General features: G+C 67.9%; 18 protein-coding genes and 2 pseudogenes. 8 read left to right on the plus strand and 12 right to left on the minus strand.

Features of this window, described 5'->3' with window-relative positions; genetic code table 11:
• Positions 1 to 28: 28 nt before the first annotated feature.
• On the minus strand, positions 29 to 8,680 hold the full coding sequence (locus ACIOEW_RS06775; RefSeq protein WP_401962949.1) for a DNRLRE domain-containing protein: 8,652 nt from the start codon (positions 8,678 to 8,680) through the stop codon (positions 29 to 31).
• Positions 8,681 to 9,082: 402 nt separating this feature from the next.
• On the opposite strand from ACIOEW_RS06775, the gene ACIOEW_RS06780 reads away from it, so the two are divergent.
• The 3 genes and pseudogenes from ACIOEW_RS06780 to lepB all read left to right on the plus strand — a co-directional run bounded on the left by ACIOEW_RS06780 (position 9,083) and on the right by lepB (position 10,709).
• Positions 9,083 to 9,628 carry a hypothetical protein gene (locus ACIOEW_RS06780; RefSeq protein WP_401961983.1) on the plus strand — a complete coding sequence of 182 codons (546 nt, stop codon included), beginning with the start codon at positions 9,083 to 9,085 and terminating at the stop codon, positions 9,626 to 9,628.
• Between the two features lie 240 nt (positions 9,629 to 9,868).
• Positions 9,869 to 10,054 (plus strand): annotated as a pseudogene (locus tag ACIOEW_RS06785) (hypothetical protein); the annotation flags it as partial.
• Between the two features lie 13 nt (positions 10,055 to 10,067).
• Positions 10,068 to 10,709 (plus strand): signal peptidase I, encoded by a 642-nt coding sequence (gene lepB / locus ACIOEW_RS06790; protein ID WP_401961986.1) that lies wholly within the window; start codon positions 10,068 to 10,070, stop codon positions 10,707 to 10,709.
• On the opposite strand, the gene ACIOEW_RS06795 is transcribed toward lepB, so the two are convergent.
• The 4 genes from ACIOEW_RS06795 to ACIOEW_RS06810 form a co-directional block, all read right to left on the minus strand.
• Entirely contained in the window at positions 10,697 to 11,416 is a 720-nt protein-coding gene (locus tag ACIOEW_RS06795) for a hypothetical protein (protein ID WP_401961989.1), read from the minus strand. The genes lepB and ACIOEW_RS06795 overlap by 13 nt on opposite strands.
• On the minus strand, positions 11,413 to 12,042 hold the full coding sequence (locus tag ACIOEW_RS06800) for an RNA polymerase sigma factor (protein WP_401961991.1): 630 nt from the start codon (positions 12,040 to 12,042) through the stop codon (positions 11,413 to 11,415). Before ACIOEW_RS06800 ends, ACIOEW_RS06795 begins: the two co-directional genes overlap by 4 nt.
• Before the next feature lie 118 nt (positions 12,043 to 12,160).
• Positions 12,161 to 12,484: a hypothetical protein gene (locus ACIOEW_RS06805; protein WP_401961993.1), complete on the minus strand. Its 324-nt coding sequence runs from the start codon at positions 12,482 to 12,484 to the stop codon at positions 12,161 to 12,163.
• Between the two features lie 432 nt (positions 12,485 to 12,916).
• A complete protein-coding gene (locus tag ACIOEW_RS06810) occupies positions 12,917 to 13,828 on the minus strand; it encodes a LysR family transcriptional regulator (RefSeq protein WP_401961996.1) in 912 nt (303 codons plus the stop codon).
• 291 nt (positions 13,829 to 14,119) lie between these two features.
• Between ACIOEW_RS06810 and ACIOEW_RS06815 the strand changes: the two genes are divergently transcribed.
• The 3 genes from ACIOEW_RS06815 to ACIOEW_RS06825 all read left to right on the plus strand — a co-directional run bounded on the left by ACIOEW_RS06815 (position 14,120) and on the right by ACIOEW_RS06825 (position 16,526).
• Positions 14,120 to 14,752, plus strand: a complete 633-nt coding sequence (locus ACIOEW_RS06815; protein WP_401961998.1) for an NADPH-dependent F420 reductase — start codon at positions 14,120 to 14,122, stop codon at positions 14,750 to 14,752.
• A gap of 95 nt (positions 14,753 to 14,847) precedes the next feature.
• A complete protein-coding gene (locus ACIOEW_RS06820; protein WP_401962001.1) occupies positions 14,848 to 15,786 on the plus strand; it encodes an SDR family oxidoreductase in 939 nt (312 codons plus the stop codon).
• A gap of 80 nt (positions 15,787 to 15,866) precedes the next feature.
• Positions 15,867 to 16,526 (plus strand): NADPH-dependent F420 reductase, encoded by a 660-nt coding sequence (locus ACIOEW_RS06825; protein WP_401962951.1) that lies wholly within the window; start codon positions 15,867 to 15,869, stop codon positions 16,524 to 16,526.
• A 598-nt stretch (positions 16,527 to 17,124) separates the two neighbouring features.
• Here the strand turns inward: ACIOEW_RS06825 and ACIOEW_RS06830 are convergent.
• Together ACIOEW_RS06830 and ACIOEW_RS06835 are read right to left on the minus strand one after the other, a co-directional pair.
• A complete protein-coding gene (locus ACIOEW_RS06830; protein ID WP_401962004.1) occupies positions 17,125 to 17,748 on the minus strand; it encodes an NADPH-dependent F420 reductase in 624 nt (207 codons plus the stop codon).
• 32 nt (positions 17,749 to 17,780) lie between these two features.
• Positions 17,781 to 18,515 carry an SDR family NAD(P)-dependent oxidoreductase gene (locus tag ACIOEW_RS06835; protein ID WP_401962007.1) on the minus strand — a complete coding sequence of 245 codons (735 nt, stop codon included), beginning with the start codon at positions 18,513 to 18,515 and terminating at the stop codon, positions 17,781 to 17,783.
• A 139-nt stretch (positions 18,516 to 18,654) separates the two neighbouring features.
• Between ACIOEW_RS06835 and ACIOEW_RS06840 the strand changes: the two genes are divergently transcribed.
• A complete protein-coding gene (locus tag ACIOEW_RS06840) occupies positions 18,655 to 19,266 on the plus strand; it encodes a helix-turn-helix domain-containing protein (RefSeq protein ID WP_362548839.1) in 612 nt (203 codons plus the stop codon).
• Positions 19,267 to 19,585: 319 nt separating this feature from the next.
• Here ACIOEW_RS06840 and ACIOEW_RS06845 read toward each other — a convergent pair whose 3' ends face one another.
• The 4 genes from ACIOEW_RS06845 to ACIOEW_RS06860 all read right to left on the minus strand — a co-directional run bounded on the left by ACIOEW_RS06845 (position 19,586) and on the right by ACIOEW_RS06860 (position 25,119).
• Positions 19,586 to 20,170: an NUDIX hydrolase gene (locus ACIOEW_RS06845; RefSeq protein ID WP_362548836.1), complete on the minus strand. Its 585-nt coding sequence runs from the start codon at positions 20,168 to 20,170 to the stop codon at positions 19,586 to 19,588.
• Between the two features lie 342 nt (positions 20,171 to 20,512).
• Entirely contained in the window at positions 20,513 to 21,847 is a 1,335-nt protein-coding gene (locus tag ACIOEW_RS06850; RefSeq protein WP_401962011.1) for a class I SAM-dependent methyltransferase, read from the minus strand.
• A 229-nt stretch (positions 21,848 to 22,076) separates the two neighbouring features.
• Positions 22,077 to 24,041 carry an ATP-binding cassette domain-containing protein gene (locus ACIOEW_RS06855; RefSeq protein ID WP_401962014.1) on the minus strand — a complete coding sequence of 655 codons (1,965 nt, stop codon included), beginning with the start codon at positions 24,039 to 24,041 and terminating at the stop codon, positions 22,077 to 22,079.
• A 199-nt stretch (positions 24,042 to 24,240) separates the two neighbouring features.
• Positions 24,241 to 25,119 (minus strand): phosphotransferase, encoded by an 879-nt coding sequence (locus ACIOEW_RS06860; RefSeq protein ID WP_401962017.1) that lies wholly within the window; start codon positions 25,117 to 25,119, stop codon positions 24,241 to 24,243.
• A 410-nt stretch (positions 25,120 to 25,529) separates the two neighbouring features.
• Here ACIOEW_RS06860 and ACIOEW_RS06865 point away from each other — a divergent pair.
• Positions 25,530 to 25,655, plus strand: a pseudogene (locus tag ACIOEW_RS06865) (ABC transporter ATP-binding protein); the annotation flags it as partial.
• Positions 25,656 to 25,813: 158 nt separating this feature from the next.
• On the opposite strand, the gene ACIOEW_RS06870 reads toward ACIOEW_RS06865, so the two are convergent.
• Positions 25,814 to 26,437, minus strand: coding sequence for a TetR family transcriptional regulator (locus ACIOEW_RS06870; RefSeq protein WP_401962018.1), 624 nt, complete (start codon positions 26,435 to 26,437; stop codon positions 25,814 to 25,816).
• Between the last annotated feature and the right edge of the window lie 57 nt (positions 26,438 to 26,494).

Below are 26,494 nucleotides of genomic sequence, written 5' to 3' on the forward strand. Positions count from 1 at the left end.
CGCGACTTACATACTGACTACGCCTTTGTCAGGGCCTGTTCCAAATTGTCTGATCGACAATTCTGGCCCCGGTGGACGTATAGGCGGTCATGGTAACACCGAGCGGAATGGGATTGCTATCGCTGCCCCATACCGGAACGGAGGAGTAGTAGACGGTATTTCCCGCGGCGATAGAGTCTGCGATCTTCTGCTCCTGTGTCGACATCTCCGGGGAATTCGCAGTGCGGTACAGCGGGACCAAATTGCGCCGGTCCGTGCCGCTGCCTCCGAGCTGACGGGCGAGAAGGTGTCCGCGGTTCATCTGGGGCTTGTTCCCCAGCTTGAAGCCGGGCGGCGCGTTCTCGAAGAATCCCGGTGTGGACGGGGGCCAGGGCGCGTTGCTGCCCATGATCTCCGTGTCCGGTGTGTTCAGCATCGTGTTGCCCTCCTTGTCCGTGTAGTTGAAGCCACCGGCGGTGAGGCACGCGTAGGCGCCCTGGGCCCTGCCCTGCTTGTCGAGCGGCGCGTAGTACGTCATGCTCTGGCCGGCCGCGCAGTCGTCACGGGTGAACGGGAACAGGGTGTCGGCCGGCTGCCACTCCTTCTTGGAGTCCGGCTTGAGGAGCAGTCCCTTGTTGTAGTCCGGGGTGTCCCCGGGGTCCGACTCGACGCCGTTGGGCGCGGTGGGCGTGTTCCACCCGATGCCGTTGAGGAAGACTTCGACCGCGGTGAACACGCCCTTGGGCGCCTTCGTGGCGACCTTCGCGCCACCGGAGAAGAAGTTCTTGATCGGGTCGAGCCAGTCGTGGCCGTCGAGCTCGGTCCGGCTCACCGGGTTGCCGCCGGTGAAGGCGTACCGGTTGCCCGTGTAAGGGTCCGCGCCGAGACTCACGTCGGCGAGGGCTCCGTTGTACATGTCACGGGTGGTGAACCGATTGAGCCCGGGGCTGTAGTCGCGGAACCCCATGTCGTACGTACCCGACTGGGCGTCCCAGCGCTTGGCGTTGTAGCGGTAGGGGTTGTACTCCTCCTTGGTGGGGTCGGCCGCGTCGGGCTTGTCGATACCGGTGAACTCGGAGTCGTCGTTGGTGCCGTAGGCGGTGTAGCCGTACGTCGCCTTCGAGTCGCCGTTCTCGTCGGTCAGCGTCTCGACGTCGGTGCGGCTGTTGTAGCCGTAGTAGCCGTCTTCGGTCGTGCCGTCGTCGTTGTGCTTGATCTGCGACAGACGCTCGCCCCAGGGGCTGTACTGGTACGACTTGGTCAGGTCGCTGCCGACCTTCTCGTCCAGTACCTCGTTGGACAGGCCGAGGTAGTCGAAATCGGTCGTCTTGCCGTCCGACGTCTTTGACGAGGTGCGGTCGAGCGGGTCGAAGACGTAAGTGGTGGACTTCAGCGCCCCCGTGGTGTCGGCCTTCTGGGACTCCACGACGTGGTCGAACCCGTCGTAGACCTTCCGGTCGATGACCTTGCCACCGCTGGTGGTGGTTTCCTGACGGCCGAACGGGTCGTAGGTGTAGTTCGCCGTGCTTCCGTCGCTGCTCGCGGTCAGCAGCCTGTTGCGGTCGTATTCGTAGGTGGTGGTGACGCCCTTGACGGTCTGGCCGATGACGTTGGCGTTGTCGTCGTGGACGTACGTCTCGGTGCCGGCCCCGGTGCCGGTCTTGACGGACTTGGCGAGCCGGTCCACGGGATCGTAGGTGTAGTCCGTGGTCGATGACAGGTATGCCGAGCGGTTGTCGGCGTTCATCTTCTTCGTGAGGTCCTGCGCCTTGTTGCCGTTGGCGTCATAGGCGTAGGTGTGAGAGGAGACGAGGGTGCCGTTGGGCTTGTTCTCGGTGGTGGTCTTCGGCGCGGCGTCGGCGTAGTACGTGTAGTCGACGGTGTTGCCGTTGCCCTTGGTCTCCTTCAGCTTGAGGCCGCGGTCGGTGTACGTGTACGAGGTGACCTTCGGATCGGCGTCCGTGGCCGTCTTGCCGACCGTCACCGTCCTGACCAGTTCCCGCAGGTCGTAGCTGTACTTGGAGTACTGGTCGGGGTGGGTGACCGTGTCGGCCTGGCCGTTGGCGTCGTACGTGTACGTCGTGGACTTCTTGTCCTGTCCGGCGAGCGCCTCGGTGACCTTCGCGACCTGGTTCAGGCCCGTGTAGGAGACGGTGTAGGCGTCGATCTTCGCGGTGGACGACGTGTCGTCGATCTTGGTCAGGTTGCCGTTGAGGTCGTAGGTGTAGGCGTAGTCGTGCTTCTCGTTGTCGCTCTCGCCGGCGGTGCTGCGCACCAGCTTGACGCCGTCCGCGACGACGGTCCCGGCACTGTTCTGGTCCAGCCTGAGCTTGGCGTCCTCACCCTGCTCGAGGGTGTAGGTGCCGAGCCCCACCCAGGTGCCAGTGCTTGCGTTCTGGTCCTTGGTGACAGCCGGTTCGGTGGTCGTGCCGTGGGTGAGCGTGTACTTCGCCGCGGTGGCGGCTCCGGTCACCTTCGGGTACTTCACATACGCCGTGTAGCTGCCGTCCTTGGGTATGTTCAGCGTCCAGGTGTAGGCGTCGGTGCCCGCGCCGGCCGCATGGGTGCGGTGGTCGTAGCCGTGCTGCCCGGCGGCGTCCGCCGGTGTCCAGGTGCCGGTGGAGGACGTGTTCTGGGTGTCGGAGTTGTCGACCAGGACGACTGCCTGGCCGACCGGGACGCCGTCGTCCGCTCGGTTCTTGAGCGACCCGTCCGGGTAGTACGACCACGTCATGGTGCGGTTGGCCGAACCCTCCGCCGCCGAGATGGTGCGGGTGGCCTGCTTGCCCAGCTTGTCGTAGTCGAAGTCCGTGACGATCGACCACGGGTCGGTGGACTTCTTCACCCAGCCGTTGTCGAAGTAGTCCTGGGAGGTGTCGTTGCGGATGCTCTCGCCCTCGGACGGCGGCATCGACGTCTTGGAGACGCGGCCCACGGCGTCGTAGTCCGTGCGCGTGTAGACGTTCGGGTCCTTGTAGCGGCTGTCGGCCGGATCGTAGGGCTGGTACTGCTTGACCGGCCGGTTGAGGGCGTCGTACTCGGTGCGGGTGACATAGTCGTCGGCCGCGGCCGTGGCCGTGCCGCGCGGCGTGGTCACCCTGGTCGCATTACCGACCTGGTCGTACTCGTACTTCGTCGCCCGCGTCTTGGTGCCGTCGTAGGGCGCCTTGACCTCGGTCCTCTTGCCACGCTCGTCATAGGTGACGGTGGTGGACCGGTTCTCCTTGTCCGTCGTGGAGAGGGTCAGCCCGTCCTTGTCGAAGGTCTGCGTGGTGAACTTCCCGGCCGCGTCCGTGACCTGGACGACACGGTGGTTGAGGTCGTAGTCCTTCTTGGTGGTGTAGTCGGTGGTGTCCGCGGTGGCGTTCTTCTTGGGGTCGACGACCGTGGTGACGTTGCCGACCTTGTCGTAGACGTAACTGACCTTGTCACCGGCCGCGTTGACCGCCGAGGCCAGCTGGTAGATCTCGTCGTAGTAGTTGGTGGCGATGTAGTCGGTGGCGTCCGACGTGGTGGCCGTGCCCTTGGGCTCGGTCGTGGTCTTCAGGTTGCCGACCTTGTCGTACGTGTACGTCGAGGTGCGCGGGCTCGTGTTGTTGTTCGCCGGCGCGGACGCCGACGTGATCTGGTCCGCGCTGTCGTACACCGCGGTCGACACCGCCCCGTCCGGCGCGGTGGTCTTCGTGGTGTTGTCGTTCGCGTCGTACACGGGTGCCGGAGCCGTGATCAGCTCGCCCGCGTTCTGGTCCTTGGGAACCGTGCTGACCAGCGGACGGCCGTAGACGTCATAGGTCTGCGTGGTCTTCTTGCCCAGTGCGTCGGTGACCTCGGTGACCTGGCCGCGCTCGTCGTAGACGTACGTCGTCGACTTGTTCAGCGCGTTTGTCATGGTCTTCGGATAGCCGGTGGGACCGAAGTCGCTGTTCGTCGAGGCATGCCCGTTGGCATCCGTCGTCCTGGCCACCTGGCCGTAGGCGTCGTACTCGTACGCGGTCGTGTAGTCCCCGGCCGTCGCCGTGGCGACGCCCTTCGGGTCCGTGACCGTCTTCAGGTTGCCGAACGAGTCGTACCCGAACTGCCACTTGCGGCCCTCGGGCGACGTCTTCGTGAACAGGTCGGCCGAGAAGCCGTCGAGGCGTGTCTGGTACGTGTACTGCTGCGAGTCCGCCGGATAGGTGCCCGGCGCGCAGTCCGAGGGCGGCGGGACGCCTGCCTTGTTGCTCTCCGGATTGCGCGACCACAGCGGGAAGCCCGTCTTCTGGTCGAAGCAGTAGGCGGACTTGGCGCCGTTCGCCTCCTCCAGGTATGTGACGTTGTTGTCGGCGTCCCACGCCATCTTGGTGGCCTGCGACTTCGCGTTCGTCGTCTGCACCGGGCGTCCGAAGTCGTCCGTGACGAACTTCGTCGCGTGTGACTCGGCGTCCGTCACCGTCGCGTCGGTGAACTTCGCGTTCGTGGCGTTCACCGCGTACGAGAAGCCCGTGCCACCGGCGAGGCGGTCGGTGACGGTCTTCGTCCACCAGTGGTACTTCGGGTCGTCGCCGGTCGAGGGCGCGTAGTACGCCATCGACGTCGCGTTGCCGCGGGGGTCGGTGGCCTTGACCAGCTTGACGTTCTTGTTGCCCTGCGTGGCGTCGTAGGTGAATGTGAAGACCTTCGGCTGCGCCGATCCGTCACCGTCCACGAACTGGCCCAGCAGGCCCTTGTCCGTGTAGTAGAAGGAGACCTTGCGGCCCGAGATGTCCGTCATGGACTTCACGTGGTCGTAGATCTTGGAGTTGCTGAGCTTCGTGCCGGTGACCTTGGCACCCGTGTCGTCGATGTAGTCGTACGACGCGTCGCCCTTCTTGTAGTAGTCGACCGTCAACGACTGACGTGACGCCGGGTCCGTGATGTACGTGAGGAACTTCGTCGGCTTGTTGTTGGACTTGCGCTCCTCGTACGTGTACGTCTGCGTGTTGCCGTTCTTGTCGATCGCAGACGTCATGTAGCCGTCGCAGCCGAACAGGAACCGAGTGCCGTCAGGGCGCGTCAGCGTCCACGCGTCGGGGACCGGGTCCTTGTTCGGGGTGCAGTCCAGGCCCGACTTCATCGTGACCTTGTAGTGAACGCCCGCAGGGGCCTTCCATGTGCCGTCCGGCTGCTTCCGGAAGACGTGCGTGGTGCCGTCCCCGTCGGGGAGGCGGATCTCCGTCGGGCTGGGGTTGGGGTGGAAGTCCAGCGGGGCGCCGAGCCGGACCGGCCCTGCTGCCTGCGCCGACCAGCCCGCGCCGGACACCGTGTCCGAGGTGTCGAGGGAGTTGTACGAGAACCGTGCGAACGTGGTCAGGCCGCGGCCCGGGTTCGTGAAGGCGTTGTACGACCAGACGGAGTTGCCCGCCGCCAGATTGTTCATCACGGTCGAGCCGGCACCCGTGTTCTTGCCCGTGTACGAGTAGAACTTCTCCAGGCCCAGCGCGTTGGAGGTGGGATCCTCCACCGCCACGTTCTGCTTCAGCGAGGGAATGCCGCCGGTTCCGGCGGACAGCCAGGTGCTGTCGGAGACCTTCTGGATGTCCCAGCCCAGTACGTACTCGGTGCGCTTGTTGCCGGAGTCGGAGTTGATCGGCGTACTGACCTGGGCCTTGACCGTCGTGGACGCCGCCGGGGCGAGGGCCGGGACCGCGGTCTTGACCTGGTTGCCGCCGTTGGTGACGTCGGTCCCGTCGGGGAGCTTCCAGGTGTACGACAGGACCCGCTCACCTGCCGCCCACGCCGCGGACGTGGTGTTGGTGACCGTCATGTCCACCGTGTACGTGGAGTTCGGCGTCATGCGGGCGGGTGTCTGAGGCGCGTAGTACGTGTTCTCCGTGGTGGCGTCCACGTAGATGACGCGCAGCAGCGGGCCGAGCTGCTGGTCCTCGCCCTCCGAGGCGAGGAACAGGGTGCGCTCCTGCGGTCCGGCGGTCGTCTCGTCCTTCAGCTTGACGAGGGCGCCCTTGTTGCTGGTCGGTGTCCTGACCCAGCCCTGGGTGAGGGAGGTGGCGTCCCACCAGTGGCGGCCGACCTCCTCGACCTGTGCGACGGTGTCGGAGACGGTTCCGGAGAAGTCACCGCCCGGTGCGGTCCAGGCGGTGCCGGCGGCGGCACTGTTCCACGTCGATGTCGTCTCCGCGAAGTCCTTGGTGAGGCCGTGCAGTTCGTAGATCGCACCGTCGGTGTCCGTGGTGGTCTCCGCGCCCCACATGTACAGCTTGGACTCGAGGACGGTGGCCGTCGGCGGGATGGAAGCCGTGGGGAACTTCAGGGCGGTGCGGGTCTTTCCGTAGGTCCCCGAGTTGTTGCCGACGCTGAGCCACTTCTGGCCGACGCCGAAGGACTGGATGGTGTCCTGGTTGGTGGTGGGCTGCTGGGAGGAGAGCGTGGTGTCGGTGACCCCGCCGGCCGTGCCCTGGACCAGCTTCATCGTGCGGCCGGACTTGGGAACGCCGACCACGCGGGTGGGCGACCCGATGACCGAGCCGTCCTTCGTCTTCACCGCGATCTGGTAGTAGTACGTGCGGCTGATCTCCTCCGCCGAGGTCGGGGGAGTCGGCGTGGCGGTGGTGTCGGTGTAGGCGGTCGCGGCCTTGTCCACGGGGGCGACCAGTGTCGCGGCGGACGGGGTGAACACCTGCTGCGTGGAGCGGTGCAGCTGGTACTCGACGATGTCCTGGCCGGTGTCGCCGGACTTGTTGGAGTACGCGGACCAGCTCAGCTCGGGGCCGGTGTCGTGGACGACCGTCGGGGAGTTCAGCGCGGAGCCGATCTTGCCGTAGGTGATCGTGAGCCGCGGGAAGCCGGCCGTCTCGTCGCCGTACGTGGAGCCGTCGCCGGCCTCGTAGCGGGGGCCGCCGGTCAGGGTGCCCGCTACGGTGTCGTCCTTGGCCTGGAGCACGAACCCGTGGTTGACGGCGGTGCCCGAGAGCCACTTCTGGACGGTGTCGGTCACCGGGAACTTGTGCCACGCGTTGTACTCGCCGGTGTTCTTGACGATCTGGGCAGGGTTCACCAACCGGATCGAGTCGGCAATGTTGCGCGTGGTGGACGATCCGGTGTCGCCCAGGACGACCTTGCCCTCGTTGCCCCGGGCGAAGTAGTACTGCGTGCTGTTGACGGTCTTCCACGCCGCCGCGGTACCGGTCTGGTCGACCGTGCCGGTCGCGGTGCCGTCGCGGTGACTGATGGTGTACGGGGCGGCGGTCGCCGCGTCGGATGCGGGCGGGAAGTGCGCCTCGACGCGGTAGGACGCGGTCTCGGGTATCTGCGGCTGCCACGCGTACGTCTCGCCGGTGGCGGAGTTCTTGTTGTATGCGTAGTCGTCGCCGGTGGCGGCACCGCCTGTTGTAGCGGCCTTGGGCCACTCGCCCACCGCGGCCGTGCCGGCGTCACCGTCGTCGATCTGGTATGTGGTTCCTGACAACTCGCCGGAAAGGGCGCTGGTGTTGGACCAGTTCGCCGTCGACTCGTCCCAGGCACCCGTCGCCCGGTGCGCCTCGATGGTGACATCGTTCGCGTTGGTGGTGTGCGTCTGGTCGTAGTACATCTCCAGACGCGCCGTGTCGATCTTCGTCCCGGTCGGGATCTCGCTGATCGGGAACTTGATCAGCGAGCGGGAGATACCCGTGTCGGTCTTGCCCGCGGACAACTTCCAGGTGTTGTTGAAGTTTGCCGAGGGCTGGTCGGACAGGACCATCGTGTCCTGCGACTGCGCGGCCGTCGGCATGACGGTGATCGTCGGATCGATGGTGACCGGGTACTGGCGCTTGCCCGACGCCAGCCACTTCGCGTCCGGCGTGATGACGATCTTCCAGTCGTCACCGTCCCGCACCAGCCTCTGACCGACCCGGGAGCTGTAGGTGAGCCCGTAGGGCGAGGAGGCGTCCTTGCGGGTGTCCGTCATGTACGCGGCCGGGATCGTCATCACCGGCGTGTTCGGCAGCTCGCCGTACAGCGCGATGGACCCGTCCTTGCGGGCCTTCGGTGTCAGGCCGCCCGCGTCCAGGGTGAAGGTGTACGACACCGGCCCGGTGGGTGCCTCGGACAGGAGGATGTTCTCTTTCACATGGCCCGGGCCCACCTGGTACTGCAGATCTGCGCCACCCGCAGCCACGTCCTCGTACGTGACCGTGGAGCCCTTCGCCGCAGGGCTCACCGACTTCGGTTCCGCGCCCTCCAGCCCCAGGGTGACAGCGGGGCCGTCCTCGCCGGCCTGGAACTTCAGCAGCTTTCCGGGGTCGGAACCGAACCAGCTGCGAGCCGAATTGGACGTGTTGGAGAAATCGAATCCCTTGGCGTCCGTGGTGGATACACCGGTGTCGATCAGCTTCCAGGACTTCGTCTTTCCCTTGCCGGCCTCGTACCCGGTCGGCACCGCCGAAACCTCGGCCTGGACACGGCCGTCCGACAACTCCCAGAACCGTGCGTGCTCGGTACGCCGAGACGCCAGTTCCTTGACGCGGCGGGCCGAGGCGGATTCCTTCCCCTTCGGCAGCTTCTCACGGCTGGGGACCGCCAGCTTTCCACCCGCCGACGGCTGAGACGCGCCGTCGCCGTCGTCGTCGGAGAACCATCCCTTGATGGTGTCGACCACACCCTTGCCACTGTCGTGGCCAGGGGATGAGGCCGGAGCCGCATAGGCGAGCTGGGGCAGCCCCGTACTCACCACTGCGGCGACGGCCATGCAGGAGACGAGTCTCCCGTATCGGACTTTCACGTCCTGATTCCCTTTCCATTACGGCGCTCCGCGCCCCCGCGCGCGAAAGGCTGGGCGCCAGGGGGAAATGCGGACACGCCGAACCGCCGGTCGGCTCGGGCCGACCGGATGCATGATTGGGCCCACCTGTGAACACGGCGTTCACCCGGGCGAGTTGTCGCTCGGCGGAGGCGGGTGATGTCTAGTCACCGAAATGCATGCACGTCAAGCCACGGCACAATGCGGACAGTTGACCCCGGATTTCGAGGGTGATTCGCCCGCTATTTCCTTGCAGTGGAATTGCGGGCTGCACCTGGGGTATAACCGCCCAGCCCGCGGCTGAGCAATAGCGCGGAGTCGAACAACGCCTCAGGAAAGCCGGGACGCCGCATGCCACCGATCGAAGAGCCGGAATCCTCGGCGACGGACCGCCCGGCGCCGGATCCCGCATCCCTGGAGGCGGAACCGCCGCAATCCGGGAGCGCGGCCGGCCGGCGCGTCGACCGGCGCGGCGTGGCCGTCGGGGCCCTGCTCCTCGCCGCGTGCGCCGGCCTCGTCTTGTACGGAGTCCTCGACACCGAGGAGCGGAGCGCCGAACCGAAGCGGCCGACGGCTGCGGTGACGTACGAGGTGACAGGTGAGGGAACCGCCGACCTGACCTATCAGGCCCGCAGTGAATCCGGAACGGCCGTCGTGGCCCGCCGGGTCTCCCTGCCGTGGAAGAAGACCGTGCGCGTCCCGTTGGGCAAGTCGCCCATCGTCACCATCACGCTCGATGCCGAGGGCGGGCAGGCCCGTTGCTCCCTCGCCGTGCGCGGACGGCACGTCCAGACCGCGACCGCCTACGGCTCGTACGGGCGCGCCACCTGCCAGGGCGAACTGCCGGGCCCCGAGAACACCACCGACGTGGTTGAGCCGGCACTGGGAGAATCATGAAGCCCTCCATCCCATCCCGCGCCCCGCGTACCTCGGTGTGGCGGCGACCGTCGTGCTGAGCTCTGCCGCGCCGACCGCCGGCCAGCCCGCCGCATCGAGCACGTCGCCCACGCCCGCTCGCACAGGCACCGTGCACACCGTCGCTGTTTCCGCCTCCGGCCGGACCCGCCACACCCTGACCGCCCGTGACTCCGCTCCGTTCCGGATGCTCGGCGTCACCTGGTCAGACTCGGAAGCAGCACACAGTACGCAAAGGCACTGGTCATCAACTTCAACCGCCGGCCTGCCACTCCGGGACGCTGAGCCGGGATCTTCCTTCATGTCAACGGGAGCGGTGCGACGGCGGTTTGTGTCTCGGTACCGCGCGCCACGATGGACAGGATCATGGCCGCGCATCGCCATCGGCTGACGTGTCGGTTTGCATAGTGACGGAGAGATGATGAGCGATATCCAACGCCCGTACGCCGGTCGCCGACTGCTGGTTACGGGGACGGTCCTGGCGGTCCTGGGGGCCCTCACGGCTGCCGGGGCGTTCTGGTCGGTTCTGGGTGCCTACACGGTGGTCACGGCCGGAGGAGCGATGGAACCCACGTACCGCGAGGGCGACCGTGTCACGGTCGAGCGATCCAGTGGCAACGACGTACGGAGAGGGGACGTCGTGCTCTACAGCGTGCCGGACCGCTACAGCGGGCTGCCGGTCCTGCAGCGCGTCATCGGACTCGGTGGCGACCGCGTCGTCTTCGCCGACGGGACTCTGACCGTCAACGGAACGTCGGCGGACGAGCCCTATGCGAAGGAGGCGGATGCCGGGTTCAACACGGCACCCTATGACGTGAAGGTACCGGCTGGACGCATGTTCCTCCTGGGCGACAACCGCGAGAACTCGAACGACTCGCGGTACTTCCTGAGCGAGAACTCCGGCACCGTTCCCACCGCCGCGGTCCAGGGCCGCGCACTCGAGAGCGGCGGCGCCCCGGTCAAGCTCGGACTGGCCGTGGTGCTCGGCGTGCTGGTCACCTTTGGTGGCGGCATCTGCGTTCTTGCCGGCCGGCGGACGCGCCGGGCCGGCTACGGACGCTGACCGGCGCCGGCGGTGTGCTCCGCGCTCCTGCCTGGTGAGGGAGAGGCCGCCGGGCGGTCCTTCGACCGCCCCGTCGCGGGCGTCCCCGCCGACTTCCCGGGCGCCGAACGAGCAGCGTCGTCCGCACCGGACAACGCGGCACAGTAGGCACCCACCGCGTCGTCTCCGCCCGCGGCTTCCGCCAACTGCCGGAAGGCCGCACCTTGGTGCTTGCCGTTGCCCCTGGCCCACGCGTGGCACAGCGCGACGCGGTTGCCCGGTGCAGGATCGTGGGACGTGGCCGAGCCCGAGGGCGTGGGTGCCGGTGACGAGGTGGTCCGGTCCGGCCCCGCACCGGTGCTGCCAGGAGTGCGCGGAGCATGCACCTCCGGCCGGGGTCCAGGAGTTTCGGCCGGTGCGAGCGGATCCGGTATCACGCCTGTGCCGGCGGCCAGTGCCACCCCGCCCACCGTCACTCCGCCGAGGACGAGACCGAGAGCCGCCCGCAACGAAACACGGAGGGGAAAGCCGCGGCGGACCGGACGCCAGTCGTCGCGCCTTCGGCGCCTGAGCGAGACGGTCCCCGTCGCCGCGCTGCCGGCCTCCCGGAAGGCCACGAGCGCCCGCTCGACACCCGCCGGTCCGACATCGCCTCGCACAGCATCCGCGAGCGCCTCGATCCCAGGTGTGACGAGCGCCGGATTCGTTTCTTCCGCCTTGCGGCTCATGTCTCATCCTTCACAACGCCCCGCGCCGCATCTGCCGCCCCCTCCGGGCCGCTGCCCGAACTCAACTGCTCCGCCAGCCGCTTCAACCCGCGGTAAGCGGCCGTCCGCACCGCGCCGGGCCGCTTACCCAGTACTCGCGCCGCGGCAGGTCCGTCCAGACCCACCACCACCCGCAGCAGAACAGCCTCCGCCTGGTCGGGCGGGAGCTCGCGGAGCTGTCCCAGCGCCCGCTGTGTCGACAACGACTCCAGCACAGCATCCACCGTGTCGCTCCGCCCGGGCAGTTCCAGGACATCCTGCTCGATCAGAGACGTACGAGGTCTTCGCCTCTGCTTGCGAAGGTGGTCCAGGGCCCGGTGGCGCGCGATGGTCGCCGTCCAGCCGCGGAATCCCGCGCCATCGCCGCGAAATCGCCCCAGGTCCCGGGCGATCTCCAGCCAGGCATCCGATGCGACGTCCTCCGCGTCGTCCCCGACGAGCCCACGCACGTATCCGAGGAGTCCCGGATGCACCAGCCGGTACGCCGTTGCGAACCCGTCCTCATCCCCCCGCTGAGCAAGCGATACAGCCATCCCGAGCTCTGCGTCGTACGCCTGCGTATGACGCCGGTCCCCGCCCCTGCCCACACGTGCCTCTTCGATCGTCCAGCATGCTGCCCCTCGTTCTTCTGCGTCCTGGCACACAGAAATGTCACAGCAAGCGGAAGCACCGCTTCACCGGCCGCCCCCGGAACGGGATGTGAGCTCACCGCGCGGCCTTCATCGGTGCGCGGCCATGGAGCAGGAAGTACATCTGTTGCACGGACTCCTCCTGGCCGGCCACGAACCGCTTGGCCACCTTCCCGATCGGATTCCATACCCGCCCGTCAGGCATCCGGACACCCACCATCTGACCGAAAAGCTCCTGCTGGGCCCGGTCGAAGTCCACCCACTGTGCGCCGGCCCTCCGGACGAACACCTCGCCCGCGTAGGCGCCGAGCCAGAACAGCTCACGTGCCACGTTCCGCTGCTCCGGCCCGGTGCCGCGGAGCCCATCGGTGATGCGGTCCACCACACGGAGGCTCGCCACCGAGTAGTCCAGGGGCAAGCGGTTCCGCGCTGTCACCCGCCTTACGAACTCAGCCACCCCCACGCGCATCTCACTGGCAGACAAGAGACGTCTCTGTTCCCCACCCGAACCCACCGCAGCCCCCAGCTGTCATCTCCGGGAGCCTCATGCGGACGCCCGGCGGGGGACCTCTTTCGGTCCCTCCCCCAACCAAGCGAAGGCGTGCCCGTAATCGTCACTGCGACGACCGGCATCCGCCGGACGGGCACCTGCGGTTACCCGGTGGGGAGCCGGGAGGTGGGTGGGTGGCCGTGCAGGATCAGGAACGGGATGCCACCGAATTGGTCGCCGTGAAGACGGGACACCACCACCGCGTCCACCTCGGCCGGGTCCAGACCCTGCTTTCGCGTGACGAACAGGCTCTGCCGGCGCTGCTGTTGTCAGTCGGACTGCTCAACCCTGCTGTGAAAGGGCCTCGCCTCCGAGCTGCCACATTTCATAGTTCCCGCATTCTGCCGTGATCTCGGCCGTCGCCTGAGCCGCAGCGAAGAAGTCATCGACCACCGGTGACGTGCGCGATGCCGCCATCGCGAGGCACACCTGGTCGGGCGCCAGATCCGGGACGGGCACATAGATGACGTCCGGATGTGAGTGGAACACCGTCGCCGAACGGGCCAGGAACGAGATGCCCCGGCCGGCCGCGACATGCTCAAGCGTCTCGTCCACCCCGCGTACCAGGTACCCGGCGTTGGGGTGCGGCCGTCTGGTGGGCTGCGTGCTCGGGTCGGCATGCCAGACCAGCGGTTCGCCGGCCAGGTCGGCCTCGGTGACCTCTTCCTTGCCGGCCAACCGGTGGCCGGCGGGCAGCACCGCCATCCGCGGCTCGGTGTACAGCGGGGTGACGCGCAGGCCGGCTTCGTCGATGGGCAACCGCACATAGCCGACGTCGATGCGGCCGTCGAGCAGCATCGCGGCCTGGTCGTCCGATTCGATCCGCTGCACGTCCACGACCACGTCCGGGTGCCGGGCCTCGAACGCCCGCGCCGCCGGGATGACCGGGATGCCGGCCCGGAAGCCGACCATCAGCCGTCGGCTGCCACGGGCGGCCACGGACACCCGGCGGCGGACCGCGTGCGCGGAGGCAAGCAGCGGGCCGGCGTCGGTCAGCAGTTGCCGGCCCGCGTCGGTCAGTGCAACGCCGTGGCGATCCCTGGTGAACAGCGAGGCACCGAGATCCTGCTCGAGCGCGCGGATCTGCCGGCTGAGCACCGGCTGCGCGATATGCAGCTCATCGGCGGCGCGGCCGAAGTGCAACCGGTCGGCCACGGCGACGAAGTAACGCAGTTTGCGCAGGTCCAGATCCATGGCGCCTCCCGGTCCGGTGATGCCTCCAGGGTATCACCACGGCCTGAAGAAGTATTGGACGCTCATCCGGGGCAATGGCAACCTGAATAAGTACCTGATGGGGCCTCAGTGAATTCAGCACCGGAATTCAACATCGGAACTTGGCAGCAGGACCCAGTCCCAGAATGAGCACATCGGGAATGAGCGCCACCTATCGCTGCATTCGACGGCGTCGACGACACAACCGTCAGCAATGGCGGAGTGAGCATGGCGTCCTATCCAGCTCCACAGCTCCAGAAAGCAGACACATCAATGAGCAGCATCAGCATTATCGGCCTGGGGAACATGGCCCGCGCCCTGGCCGCCCGGGCGCTCGCCGGCGGCAACGCCGTCGAGATCATCGGCCGTGACCCGGCCAGGGCCAAGGAGTTGGCCGGCGCGCTCGGCGGCGCCACCGTCGGGACGGCCGGCACCGCCCCGGCCGGGGACATCGTTGTCCTCGCCGTGCCGTACGCCGGCGCGGCGGCGGTGGTGAGCGAGTTCGGGGACGCACTACAGGGCAAGGTCATCATCGACGTCACCAACCCCGTCACCCCCGACTTGAAGGGCTTCGTCACCCCCGGCGGCAGTTCCGGCGCGCAGGAGATCGCGAAGGCCGCCCCCGCCGGCGCGCATGTCGTCAAGGCGTTCAACACCCTGTTCTCCCACGTTCTGGCGGCCGGCCCAGCCGAGGGTCGCCCATTGGACGTGTTCATCGCCGGCGACGACGCGCAGGCAAAGGCACGCGTGTCAGCGTTCATCGAGAGCCTGGGGCTGCGCCCGATGGACACCGGGGAACTGCCGATGGCGCGGGCCCTGGAGAACGTCGGCCTGCTGGAGCTGGGCCTCATCACCCACTCCGTCAAGCACACCAACTTCTCCCTCGGCGTCACCATTCTCAGTTGAGCGCACCGCACCACCACTTCTCGCGCCACATCACGCCAGTTGATCTACGGCACGTGAAGAACAGCCCCTCCACCTACCCTCGAGAGGACAGTAGGATGCGCGTTTTCGTCGCAGGTGGGACCGGCCATTCCGGTTCGTACATCATCCCCGAGCTCATCGCCGCCGGGCACGAGGTCACCGGCCTGGCCCGGTCGGACACGGCCGCGGCGGCGGTGTCCGCGCTCGGCGCGAAGGTGCGTCGCGGCGACCTCCAGGATCTTGACAGGCTCAGGGAGGCGGCCGCGGACTCCGACGGCGTCATCCACGTCGCGCACAGGCAAGAGCTGCTTCCGTCCGGAGGGATCGACGCCGTGGCCGCCGCAGAGCTCCCGATCATGCTCGCGTACGGCGAGGCACTGGCGGGAACCGGAAAGCCGCTGGTCGCGGCGGGGAGTATTGGCTCGCCCGGGCAGCACCTGGGCCGGCCGGCCACCGAAGCGGACCCGGCCCTTCCCGGCGGCGATGAGTACAAGGGCACCCTGCGGGTTCGTAACGCCGTGGAAACCGCCGTAATCGGCCTCGCCGAGCGGGGAGTGCGGTCTTCGGTCGTGCGGGTTGCCAACATCGCGCACAGCACGACCGACCGTGCCGGCTTCCTCCCCACGCTGATCGCGCTCGCGAAGGAGAAGGGTTTCGTCGGCTATCCCGGAGACGGCGCGAACCTGTGGAACGCCGTGCACGTCCGCGATGTCGCCTCCTTGTTCCGCTTGGCGCTGGAGAAGGGGCCGGCCGGCAGATACTGGCACGCGGTCGGGGACGGGGCCATCCCGTTCCGCGAGATCGCCGAGGCCATTGGCAGCCGTCTGGGACTGCCCACCGTGAGCGTTCCCGCGGACGTACTGATGGTGCCGGGATACTTTGGGTTCCTCGCGAACATAGTCACGCAGAACTACCCGGTGTCCAACCTCACCACCCGCCGGACCCTCGGCTGGGAACCCGCTCAGCCCAGCCTGCTCGCCGATTTGGACAACGGCCATTACTTCTCCGCCGGCTGACGGCAGGGCCGCTGTCGCAACGAGTCCGGCAAATGCCAAGGGTTCGGCTCTTCTGGAAGGACGCTGAGAATATGACGACTGTGGGATTCGTCGGTAGCGGATATATCGGCAGTACCCTCGCGCGGCTCGCCGTCGAGGCAGGGCACCAGGTCGTGCTCAGCAACTCGCGCGGTCCCGAAACGCTCGCGGACAAGGCCGCGGAGCTGGGGCCGCGGGCGTCCGTGGCGACGAGCGGGGAGGCCGCGGCGGCCGGTGAAATCGTCGTTGTCACGGTGCCGGTCAAGGCATTCCCCGACTTGCTCGCCGCGCCACTGGCCGGGAAGACGGTCATCGACACCTGCAACTACGGCCCCGAGCGTGACGGACACATCCCCGAGCTCGACAGCAAGTCGCTCACCTCGAGCGAGTTGCTCCTGCGGTACATCCCGGACGCCATGCTCGTGAAAGCGTTCAACAACATCTTCTTCAAGCACCTGCTGTCACTCGCCCGCCCGGCGGGGGCGGCCGACCGCTCGTACCTGCCGATCGCCGGGGACTCCGCGCCGGCGAAGGCGGCGGTGACCGAATTCATCGAATCCATCGGGTACGGCGTGGTGGACGCGGGACCTCTGGCCGATAGCTGGCGGCAGGCGACGGGCACGCCGGTGTGGGGGACCCCGTACGGGCCGTACTCGAACGAGAAGGGCCAGCCGGTCGGCAAGGACGCCATCCGCACGGCACTGGCCACCGCAACGCGGTAACCGCCGCGGAGTTGCTCTGTTGTATGCCGGGCATAGTCGGCAAGGCCGTAGCTCAGCCTGGCAGGGCGGGTGCTCTGCTGATGCGGGTACCCGCCCTCGTCGGCGGACCACCTGGCGACGGGGTCGAGGTACTCCTGCTCCTCGGGTGGGACACCGGCGGCGTCGTAGGCGGCCGGGCCGACGATCGCCATCAGGTGGATGCCGGCCACGGTTTCGGGGTGGGCCTCGCCGAGTGGCTGGGCGCTTGCCGTTCTTGTCGGCGGGGTTCTTAGGGCGCGTGTTGGGACGGTGGCTCGGGCCGTTCATTTGTGGCTGGCAGCTGGTGTCGATCAGCGGTCGGCGAGCAGGCCGCCCGTGACGGTGGGGATGATCGTGGCGGACCACTCCGGGCTACCAGAGGCCCCCTTGCTTCGTCCGGCTCAACCGCCAATATCATCGCCCCGCTTGGCGTGGCCGGCTTCCCTCTGACTTCGTGGCATTGGCTCCTGTGCCGGTGGGTCGGGACTTCGAACACCTCCCTCCATAGCGGGCCCGGCTATGGGGAGTGTGAAACGAAGCTTCAGTGGCGAGTCATCGCGGGTATCCGTCAACCGTTCGCTCAGACGGGAAGTTCGGCGATGCTGAGAGCGAAGTCCAAGTTCCCCACCCCGTGGTTGGCGAGGCCCACCGTGACCACGCCCGCTCCTTCCAGCCAGTGCGCCATTTTCAGGCCGCCGACGTCCAGCGGGCGCAGCCCGAGGCTCTCGACGAACGCCTCCACGCTTGCCTTGGCCTGCGCACTGTCGCCGGCGATGAAGACGTCCGGCCGCCCCTTCTCCAGGACATGGCGGAAGACCGTGTTGAACGCCTTCACCACGCTGGCGTCGGCCGGTGCCACCTTGGCGACTTCCTGCGCGATCGAGGTCTCCTCGCGGTGGGCCAGCCCGTCGAACGTGGAGTTGAAGGGATTGCTGATGTCGACGATGACCTTGCCCGCGAGAGCGTCTCCGTACTGGGCGACGACCGGCACGACTCCGTCGTACAACAGGGCCACGATGACGAGGTCCCCAGCCGGTGCGGTGCCCCATTCTCCCGTCGTGGCGCCGCCGCCGAGAGCCTTGGCCAGGTCAGCGGCCTTGGACTGATCGCGGCCCATGACCTCGACGGTGTTGCCGCCCGCTATCGCCCGCGCGCCGATGGTGCGGGCCATGTTCCCGGTGCCGATGATGCTGATGCTGCTCATGAGATGTCCTGCCCTGGTTGTGGTTGGTCGGTTCAGATGGCGGTGGTGCCGCCGTCGGCGACGAGCTCCAAGCCGTTGACGTAGCTGGAGTCGTCGGAGGCGAGGAAGAGGGCGGCGGCGGCGATTTCGTCGGGGCGGCCCATCTGGCCGCGGGGGATGAGGGACTCGAACTGGCGCTTGGTGGCCTCGTCGAAGAGTTCCTCCTGCTTGGCGGTGGCGACCTGGCCGGGGGTCAGGATGTTGACGCGGATGCGGCGGTCCTTGAGCTCGTTGAGCCACACGCGGGCCCATGCCTGCTGGACGGCCTTGCTGCCGGCGTAGACGCTCCAGCCGGGGAAGGCGCCGAGGGAGGCGTTGGAGCCGGTCATGAAGATGGAGCCGCCGTCGTTGAAGAGCGGGAGGGCCTTCTGGACGGTGAACAGGGTGCCTCGGGCGTTGAGATGGAACGCGGCGTCGAAGTGGGCCTCGGTGATCTCGCCGAGCTGGGCGGGCTCGCCCCCGCCGGCGCTGGCCCACAGCACGTCGAGGCTTCCCTTCTCCCGCTTGACGGTGTCGTACAGGCGGTCCAGGTCGTCCAGGTCGGCGGCGTCACCCTGGACGCCGGTGACGTTGCGGCCGATCTGCTTCACGGCCTCGTCCAGGGCGTCCTGGCGGCGGCCGGTGATGAAGACGTGCGCTCCCTCGTCGACGAACAGCTTGGCTCCTGCCAGCGCCATGCCGGTGGTGCCGCCGGTGATGACCGCGACCTTGCCATCAAGCTTTCCCATGGTCATTCCCTTGGGTCGGTGGTGCCGTGCGCACCTGGCGGCGTTATGTACACCGCTCTGTGTGCTTACGGTATCGGGCAGGCGGCCGGGGTGCAAACTATGTACACCGGTCGTTACCAAGCTGCGGTACGATGGACCCATGACGGAGTTGGAGAAGGGCCCCACGGGCCGCCGCCGCGGCCGGGGCGCCCGCGAGCGCATCCTTGGCGCGTCCCAGCAGCTGTTCCGCGAGCAGGGCATCAACCGCACGGGCATGGACCAGCTTTGCGCGGCGGCCCAGGTGTCCAAGCGCACGGCTTACCAGCACTTCACCGGCAAGGACGAGCTCGTCGCCGAGTACCTGCGCCGGTTCGACCCCTCCGTTCTGTCCGGCGTGTTCGACCGCACCGACCTCACGCCCCGCGAACGGCTCCTCGCCGCCTTCGACATCCCCCCCACCACCCCCTTGTGCCCCTACATCGCCGCCGCCGTCGAACTCCACGACCCCCAACACCCCGCGTCCCAGTACGCGCGCGACTACAAGAAAGCCGTCGCCGAGCGGCTCGCCGACACCGCCCGTGAAGCCGGCGCCGTCGACCCTGAACAGCTCGGCGAGCAGCTCGCGTTGCTCATCGACGGCGCCGCGGCCCGCACCCGGGTCCTCAACGCCGACGCCTTCCCCGCCGCCGCAGCCATCGCCGCCGTCCTCATCGACAACGCCATCCCCACCGCAGCCGGCGATGACCGGCGACCGGAGGAAGCGTCAAGTTGACTTGGCCGCCGTCCTGGGTCACTTGGCAGTCAACGCCGCTCCGCCCCACCCTCGCCGAGTCCTGCAGCGCCGAGGCCATCGCTCCGGCCACTGACATGGGCGATCTGGAGACCGTGAATTGGTCGCAACGCAACAGGACTGGGATGTACGGCAGACTCGCCGCCGGTCCGATCACCTGCGACGAACTCACGACGAAGGCCACCGCACAGAGGTGAAGCAGGGTGAGGAAGTCCAGAGCGGCGCCTGCGGGCATGGTGGCCATCGCCATGCCGCTGACGGTGGCGGCCGCCACGAGGATCGGACATCAGGACGATCGTCATCAGCCTTCCCAGTCCCAGGATTCGAAGTGTGCCGCTGAGCCTGTGCGACGGGCTTCCACCACCGCCTCCAGCCGGGCGAAGTCCCGTTGGGGCATGAGCGGTCGCCACTTTGACATGGGCAGGACGCGGGCTTCGTCGTGTTCGGCGGGATCGAGGGTGAGGGACTTGATCTCGTCACAGGTGAGCCGGCCTCCCTCGAAGACGAAGCCGATTGTTGCGTAGGGCCACTCCGCCCCCGGCTGGCCGAAGACCGAGGCCAAGAGTTTGGCTTGACCCCGAAAGGCGATTCCGGTCTCCTCCTGGCACTCCCTCAGCGCCGTCGCCCAAGGCCGCTCGCCCGGATCCATCGTTCCGCCGACGAACTGCCATGGATGGGTCTGCGAGTAGACCGCCCTCAACTGCAGGGGATTGTCATGCTCGTCGGTGAAGAACAGACACGCGAACGCCGTCGCCTTCAACACCGTCTCGGCATACTGCTCCGGAGGCAGCCATTTCGGGCCCCTGTCCGGTACGCCAGACCTCACGTGTGGCCGCTGCTCATGAGTCGGAGGATTGATCAACAGAATCTGCCCCTTCTGAGCCATGAAGGCCACCTGCGAAGTCGACGAAAACGCTGCTTGCGTCCGACTGCCCCCGGGAGGCATCTGCCGAAAGCCGGACCGGGAGGTTCGAGCCCGTCCTCTCTCGGCCCTGGACGTGTCGGAGCCGGTCTGTCATACGGGATCGGGTCGCTGGGCTATTGGCCTCGCGGACAGGCGCAGCCACCACGTCCTCGTGCGGACCGTCCAGGTGCACGGGCGGAAGGTGCCGGAGGCCGGCCGCACAGACCTCGCCGGCTCGTCGGGACAGGAGGACTTCCGGAGCACGAACGCCCTCGCGGCGCAGGATCAGGTGGACGTTGAGTGGCTCGCGATGGCGCTGTGGGCTCATGTGGCGCTCCCCGAGTGGTGTTTGGACGTGACACGGGTGCGGTGGCGCACATGGAACAGGCGGTACGACACGTGGTTGTCGCGGTCAGGGGAGTCGAGGACATCGATGCCCTCGACGCGCAGCCCGTACTCGACGAGCAGGTCCTCCCAGAGCTCCGGGGTGAGGACCCACATGTGCACGGTGAGGTCTCCGCCGCCGGCCAGAGGCAGGACCTCGGGCCGGGCGGCCAGGGACGTGCTGGGACCGTCACCGCGGCTATTCGTGTGCAGAGTGGTGAAGCACAGGCGTCCATCGGGCTTGAGTGCTGCCGCCAGGAACGGAAGGAGCCGGTGGGGGTCGATATAAGGGATTCCGCCGATGGAGTAGATCACGTCGTACGGTTCCGCAGACCGCAGATGATCAACGGCGTCGCCCAGGAGCAGTCGCAGTCCGTTCAGTTCACAGTACCGTTCGCACGCGCGCCGGTGCTGCTCAGGTGAGGAGTCGATGGCGTCCACCACCGCTCCGTGCGCGCGTACGAGGTGTGCGGCGTGCTTGCCGATGCCGGAGCCGAGGTCGAGGACGCGTCGGCCGCTCAGGTCGCCGAGGACCTCCACCCCTGGAGCTTCTGGCCAGGCGGCCCAGGAGATGCGATCGACTTCGGGGATCTCGGTTGCTCTCACGATGTGGTGGGTGCCGTACGTGGTCCATGCCTGAAGGTTCTTCTGCTCACTGTCCAAGTTGGCTTCCACATAGCGTTGTTGGAAGGGGGAAGCTGGTGCGGTCCCGTCCCGATGTGGACCACGCAGGACCAGGAGGGCCACGCCCTCGTGGTCGTGGCGTTCTGCAGCGGACCAGCCGGCCTGCAATTGGGTGAGCTCGTCCTCGTCGAGCGCGATGCCGCGTCGCTCGGTCGGCGTGTCCGCGGCAAGCGGGGTGATGAGCACGAGGGCTCCACCCGGCCGAATGCGTTGGCCGAGGGAGAGCAGCGTCCGGTCGCGGGTGTTGAGGAACGGATAGACGAACCGCAATGTGATCACGTCATAGCCGTCGGGGTGCAGCGGCTCGGTGTTGGCGCTTTCGATATCGCCGAGCAGCCACCGGGCAGTCTCCCCGTGCCGGGCCGCCGCCTCGGCGAGGGCGGTCTCGGACCAGTCGACGGCGTCGACGCAATAGCCGATCGAGTGCAGGTGGGCTGCCAGTTCACCCGTCCCGCACCCGACGTCGAGGGCCCTGCCGTTGGCCGGGGCCGGCACATGGGCGGTCAGCAGCGACCGCTCGGCGTCGCGGAGCGGGCGATAGCGGCGGCCGTCGGCGTAGCCGCGTTCCCATTGCCTCTGTGTGGTGAACATGTGCGGGGCACATCCTTCCCGTCTTGGAAGGTTCCAGGCGGCAGGGCAGGGGGCTGTGCCCCCGCCTGTAACGGCATGAGCTCTGTTCCGTGTGAAGGGTCAGGTGCGTGGACCGGACTGCTGCGGCCGAGGAGGTCGAGCGTGTGGGCGAGCGAAGGATCGGCCTCGTCGACGGCGAGCCCGGTCCCGTGGTGGGAGGCCGACATGGTGTGCGTTCCGGAGGGTGGTGTCATGCGGAGTCCGGGACGGTGGGGGAGGTGGGGTGCGGGATCCTGCCGGCGGGGGCGTACTGAGCGGCTTGTGCGTCGAACATGGCGGCGTAGCGGCCCCGGGCGGCCATGAGCTCGTCGTGGCTGCCCTGCTCGGCCAGGTGTCCGCGGTGCAGGACGTAGATGCGGTCGGCGTGGCGGACGCCGGACATGCGGTGGGTGACGAGTACGACGGCCCGGTGCGGGGCGGCGAGGCGGCGGATGCGGTCGAACGCCTCGATCTCGGCCTCGGGGTCGAGTGCGGAGGTGGGTTCGTCCACGATGAGGACACTGTCCGCCTGCGAGGTCGAGCTACGCCAGTGAGTGCGGGCGAGCCCGACCTTCTGCCATTCACCACCCGAAAGCTCGATGGCTCCCCGGAACATGCGGGCCAGCAGACTGTGCAGGCCGTCGGGGAGTCTGGCGATGACAGGACCGGCGCCGGCGTAGTCGACGGACGGCTGCAGGTCCTCCTGAGTGGCGGGGTGTCCGGGGCGGCCGATCCGGATGTTCATCGCGGCAGTCACCGGCCAGCGTTGGAAATCCTGGGTGAGCAGCGCGACGCGCTCGAAGACCTGGGCGCGGTCGAGAGCTGCGATGTCCGCGTCGCCCCATCTCAAGGCCCCGGCCTGGGGCACGAGCAGACCCGAGAGGACCTTCATCAGCGTGCTCTTGCCGGAGCCGTTCTCCCCGACGACGGCCGTGACCGACCCCATGGGCAGTGTGAGCGACACACTGTCCAGTGCCGGGCTCTCACGGTCGGGATAGGAGTAGGTGACCTTGTCGAGAACGATGTGCCCGACCCGGTCGGGAACGTCCGCGCCGCCCTCGGGGATGGCGCGCCGGGCGGCCTGGGCGAGAAAGCGGGAGTGATCCCGGACGTACAGGGACTCCTCGTGCAGCTGGTTCACGTTCATCACCAGTGCGCCCAGGCTGGCCGAGCCGGAGCGGACCGCGACGACCGCCGTACCGGCGACGGCCAGACTCATCCGGCCGCTCGTGACCAGCCAGAACATCGCCCCGTACGTGGCCGCCATCGCCAGTCCGGACAGCGCGGCAGCGACCCACTCCGTGAGCGCCTTGCTGGAGGCCAGCCGCTCCTGCTCGGCCTCGGCAGATTCAGCCATGCGCCGGTACCGGCTGAGAAGGAAGCCACCGACGGCGTGAATACGCACTTCCTGGGCCGCGGTGCGCTCGGTGAGCAGGTTGCCGATGAGACGGCTTGCCCGTACGTGCTCGATCCAGCTCATCACCGACACGTAGCGCTCCTGCGCCACACGCATGGCGCCCCAGCCGCGTGGGGCCGCGATGAGGATCAACAGGGGGAGCAGGGCCGGGTGCAGGACGGTGAGGACGCCGGCCGTGGCCATCAGGGAGATGGTGCTGTTCAGTGCGGAGACGCAGGCGCCGATCATGCGGCGGGCGGATCCCGGGCCGAACTGGGCGACGTCGACGAGCCTGCGGAAGTCCGGGTCGTCGATGGCTTCCAGCTCGACGGAGGCGGCGGCGGCCAGGTACTGGGTGGTGGCGATCCGCTCGACGATCGGTTCCAGTCGTCCTGCCCGGGCGGTGGACCACCCGGCCAGGGCTGAGTTGACGACAGCGATGGCTGCGGCGGCGGCGAGACCGGGCAGAAGGGCGTGCAGTCGCTCGGTGGCGTTGCCGGTGCCGCCGAGCAGTGCGTGCATGACGGCGTTGATGGCGAGCAGGCCGACGGCGGCGGCGATGCCCTGTCCGATCTCACTGACCGCCACGGCGACGAGTGCACGACGGTCGGCGTTCCAGGCCATGCGTAGTGTCGCGCCGACCAGGGCGGGCATGGAGCGGAGCGCGGACACCATGGTCAGGTCGAGTGTGGCGTGCTCGTGTTGGGACCAGCCCATGTCGTAGCGCAGCGGCCCGCCGAAGAGTTCCTGTTCGGCGTCGGAGACCTGTGGTTCTTCCATTTTCACCGGTCCGAATAACCGTTTCACGGAGTGCCTCCTGAGCTCGGCCGGTCCAGTGCCCTCCGGAGGTGCCCTCCGACGATTGTGAGCTGTCCAGGTGTGCGTGCCGCATCGGGCTGCCTGCGCACGCAGCGGGCGGATCCGTTGGGGCGCAGCAGGACCTGGGCGGCCCGGGCGATCGGCAGGTGACGCTCGTCGGTCATCGCCACCTCCCCTCCTGGGTGAGGCGCTCGACTGTTCGTCGGCCGCGGGCAGTCACACGCTCGTCGCCGTGGAGGGGGCCGTACGCGAGCGCGCTGGCCGCGTCAGCAGCAGCGAAGGACACCAGTGCCTGCTGCTCGATGTCGGAGAGGGGGCGCCCGTATCCGGCGAGCAGTGAAGTGCCCAGCTCTGGAAGGTCCGGCCAGACGGTGGTGGCGAGCTTCACGAAGTCGGCGACGAGCGGTCCCGGGGTACTGCGCTCGTAGTCGATCAGGGCGCAACGCCGGCCGGTCCAGATGATGTTGCGTTCCCAGAAGTCCCCGTGGCGAAGTCCGCAGGGCAGAGGGCCGATTGCGGGGAGGGCGCTGACGATGCGGCGGAGCATGTCGGCCTCCGTGACGGACAGGTGGTTGCCGGCAGCGGCGATGTGCTTTTCGAGGCCGGTGACTGTGGCTTCGATGACGGCTCCTGCCTCGGACTGTGCCCTGCGGCTCGGGAGTACATCGTGGAAGCGACGCAGGAGTTGGCCGGCCTGCCTGTGAGCGTCACGCCGCCGTGCAAGCGATTGCTCGCACTTGAGGGGCTCTCCGTCCACGGCGGTGAGGATCAGGGCGAGCAGCTCAGCGCTGCTGTCTCTCATGGCAGGGGCACCGGCGTGGCCGAGTTGTGGAACGGCTTCGCGGTAGGCGCGGGTCTCGCGGGTGTAGAGAATCGGATCGGGTGCCACCTTCACGAAGTGGCGGCCGGCTCGACTGGCCACCTCCCACACCTGTGAGTTCGTCCGCGGATGAGAGGCGTCGCGAACGACCTGGATCGGTCCCAGAACCGATTGCACCCACCGGGCCAGTGCCCCTGAGAAGCCGGAGGGTCCAGTCATGCCCGGTACCTCGTTTCCGGTCGGGACCCGGCGGTGAGGAACCCGGCACAGTCGGCAGCGCGGCGAGCGAATGCATCCGGGCAAGGAACAGAGCCTTCGAACGCAGGATGAACAAGTGCCGGATGGTGCAAGCGATGCATGGGTGCTCCTCGGAGGTGATGCGGACAGGTGATCGGGTAACTAGGTCTTTCCTGTCGCCGTCACGGGTACGCAGGGGCGAAATCTAGAACCTGATTTCGAATAGCCGGGCGACCCTTGATGCGGCTAGGGGCGCTGTGCCGTGATCCTGCGTTCGACCACTCCTGTGGGTGTGGGTACCGCTTATGGGGGATTGCGGAGAACGGCCGGCCAACGAGGGTGTCGAAGAGGTCGAGTTCACCCGGGATCCGGGTGAGGTGGCAGGGGTACCGATCACGGCGCTGACGGGGCGCAACGGCTCCGAGAAGTCCTCCCTGCTGTGGGCGTTGCAGGGGTCCGGGCCGCGCAGGGCCGGCAGCGTGCGCGTCACTGGCGAGGGACCGGCGCGCGATCCGCACGCACGGGTCGCCCGTGCCTGCCCCACCCGGCACCTGTTCCCCTGGCCCAGGGGCGCTGATTCGTCAGCAGGATGCGCCCATTGGTGAGCGGCAAGGCCGGCCGACGCCGCTACCGTTACGGGAATGTTCGGGCAGGGCGGACGCCGGTCCGGGGGACGTCAGTGCGCTCGGGGGAAAAGCCGCTCGACAGCGGTGACTACCGCGGCGCGGCGGGCGGCGGTGGTGGGGTCCACGGCGTGTGCGGCGGCGGCCTCGCTGTGTTCGGGCTGTGCCGCCCAGGTCGTGGCGATCTGGTTGACCAGGGCGAGGGCGTCGGCCGGGTCCCAGGAGGGGTCGAGCTGTCCGGCCTGTTGCGCCTTGCGGAGTTGGTCGATCTTGCGGGCGATCAATGCCTGGGCGTGATCGTCGGCGGCGGCTGTGGTGTCCGGCAGTTCGAGGCGGCCCCAGGTGATCAGGCGGTGGTGGTCCGGACGGGCGACGAAGTAGTCGAACAGACGGCCCGCGTATCCAGGGAGGTCGGACGGGTCCAACTGGGTGGCCTCGGCGATGACGACGTGCTCCCGTGCAGCGACGTCGGCATAGAGCGCATCTTTGCCGCGGAAGTAGGCGTAGACGCGTTCTTTGCTGGTCCTGGCGAGTTTGGCGATGCGGTCCACGCGGGCGCCGGCGATGCCGTGGCGGGCGAACTCCTCCATGGCGGCGGTAAGGATGCGCTCGCGCGTGGTGTCGCCGCCGGAGGCGGTGGGCGCTGCGGTCTGGCCTGAGTCGCGGGACGGGGACATAACCCCAGGATAAAGCACCGAACCGTTCGGTTTGGCATCCAGGCGATCGACACGTAG

It is taken from the genome of Streptomyces sp. NPDC087901, from assembly GCF_044742205.1.
Taxonomy (GTDB): Bacteria; Actinomycetota; Actinomycetes; order Streptomycetales; family Streptomycetaceae; genus Streptomyces.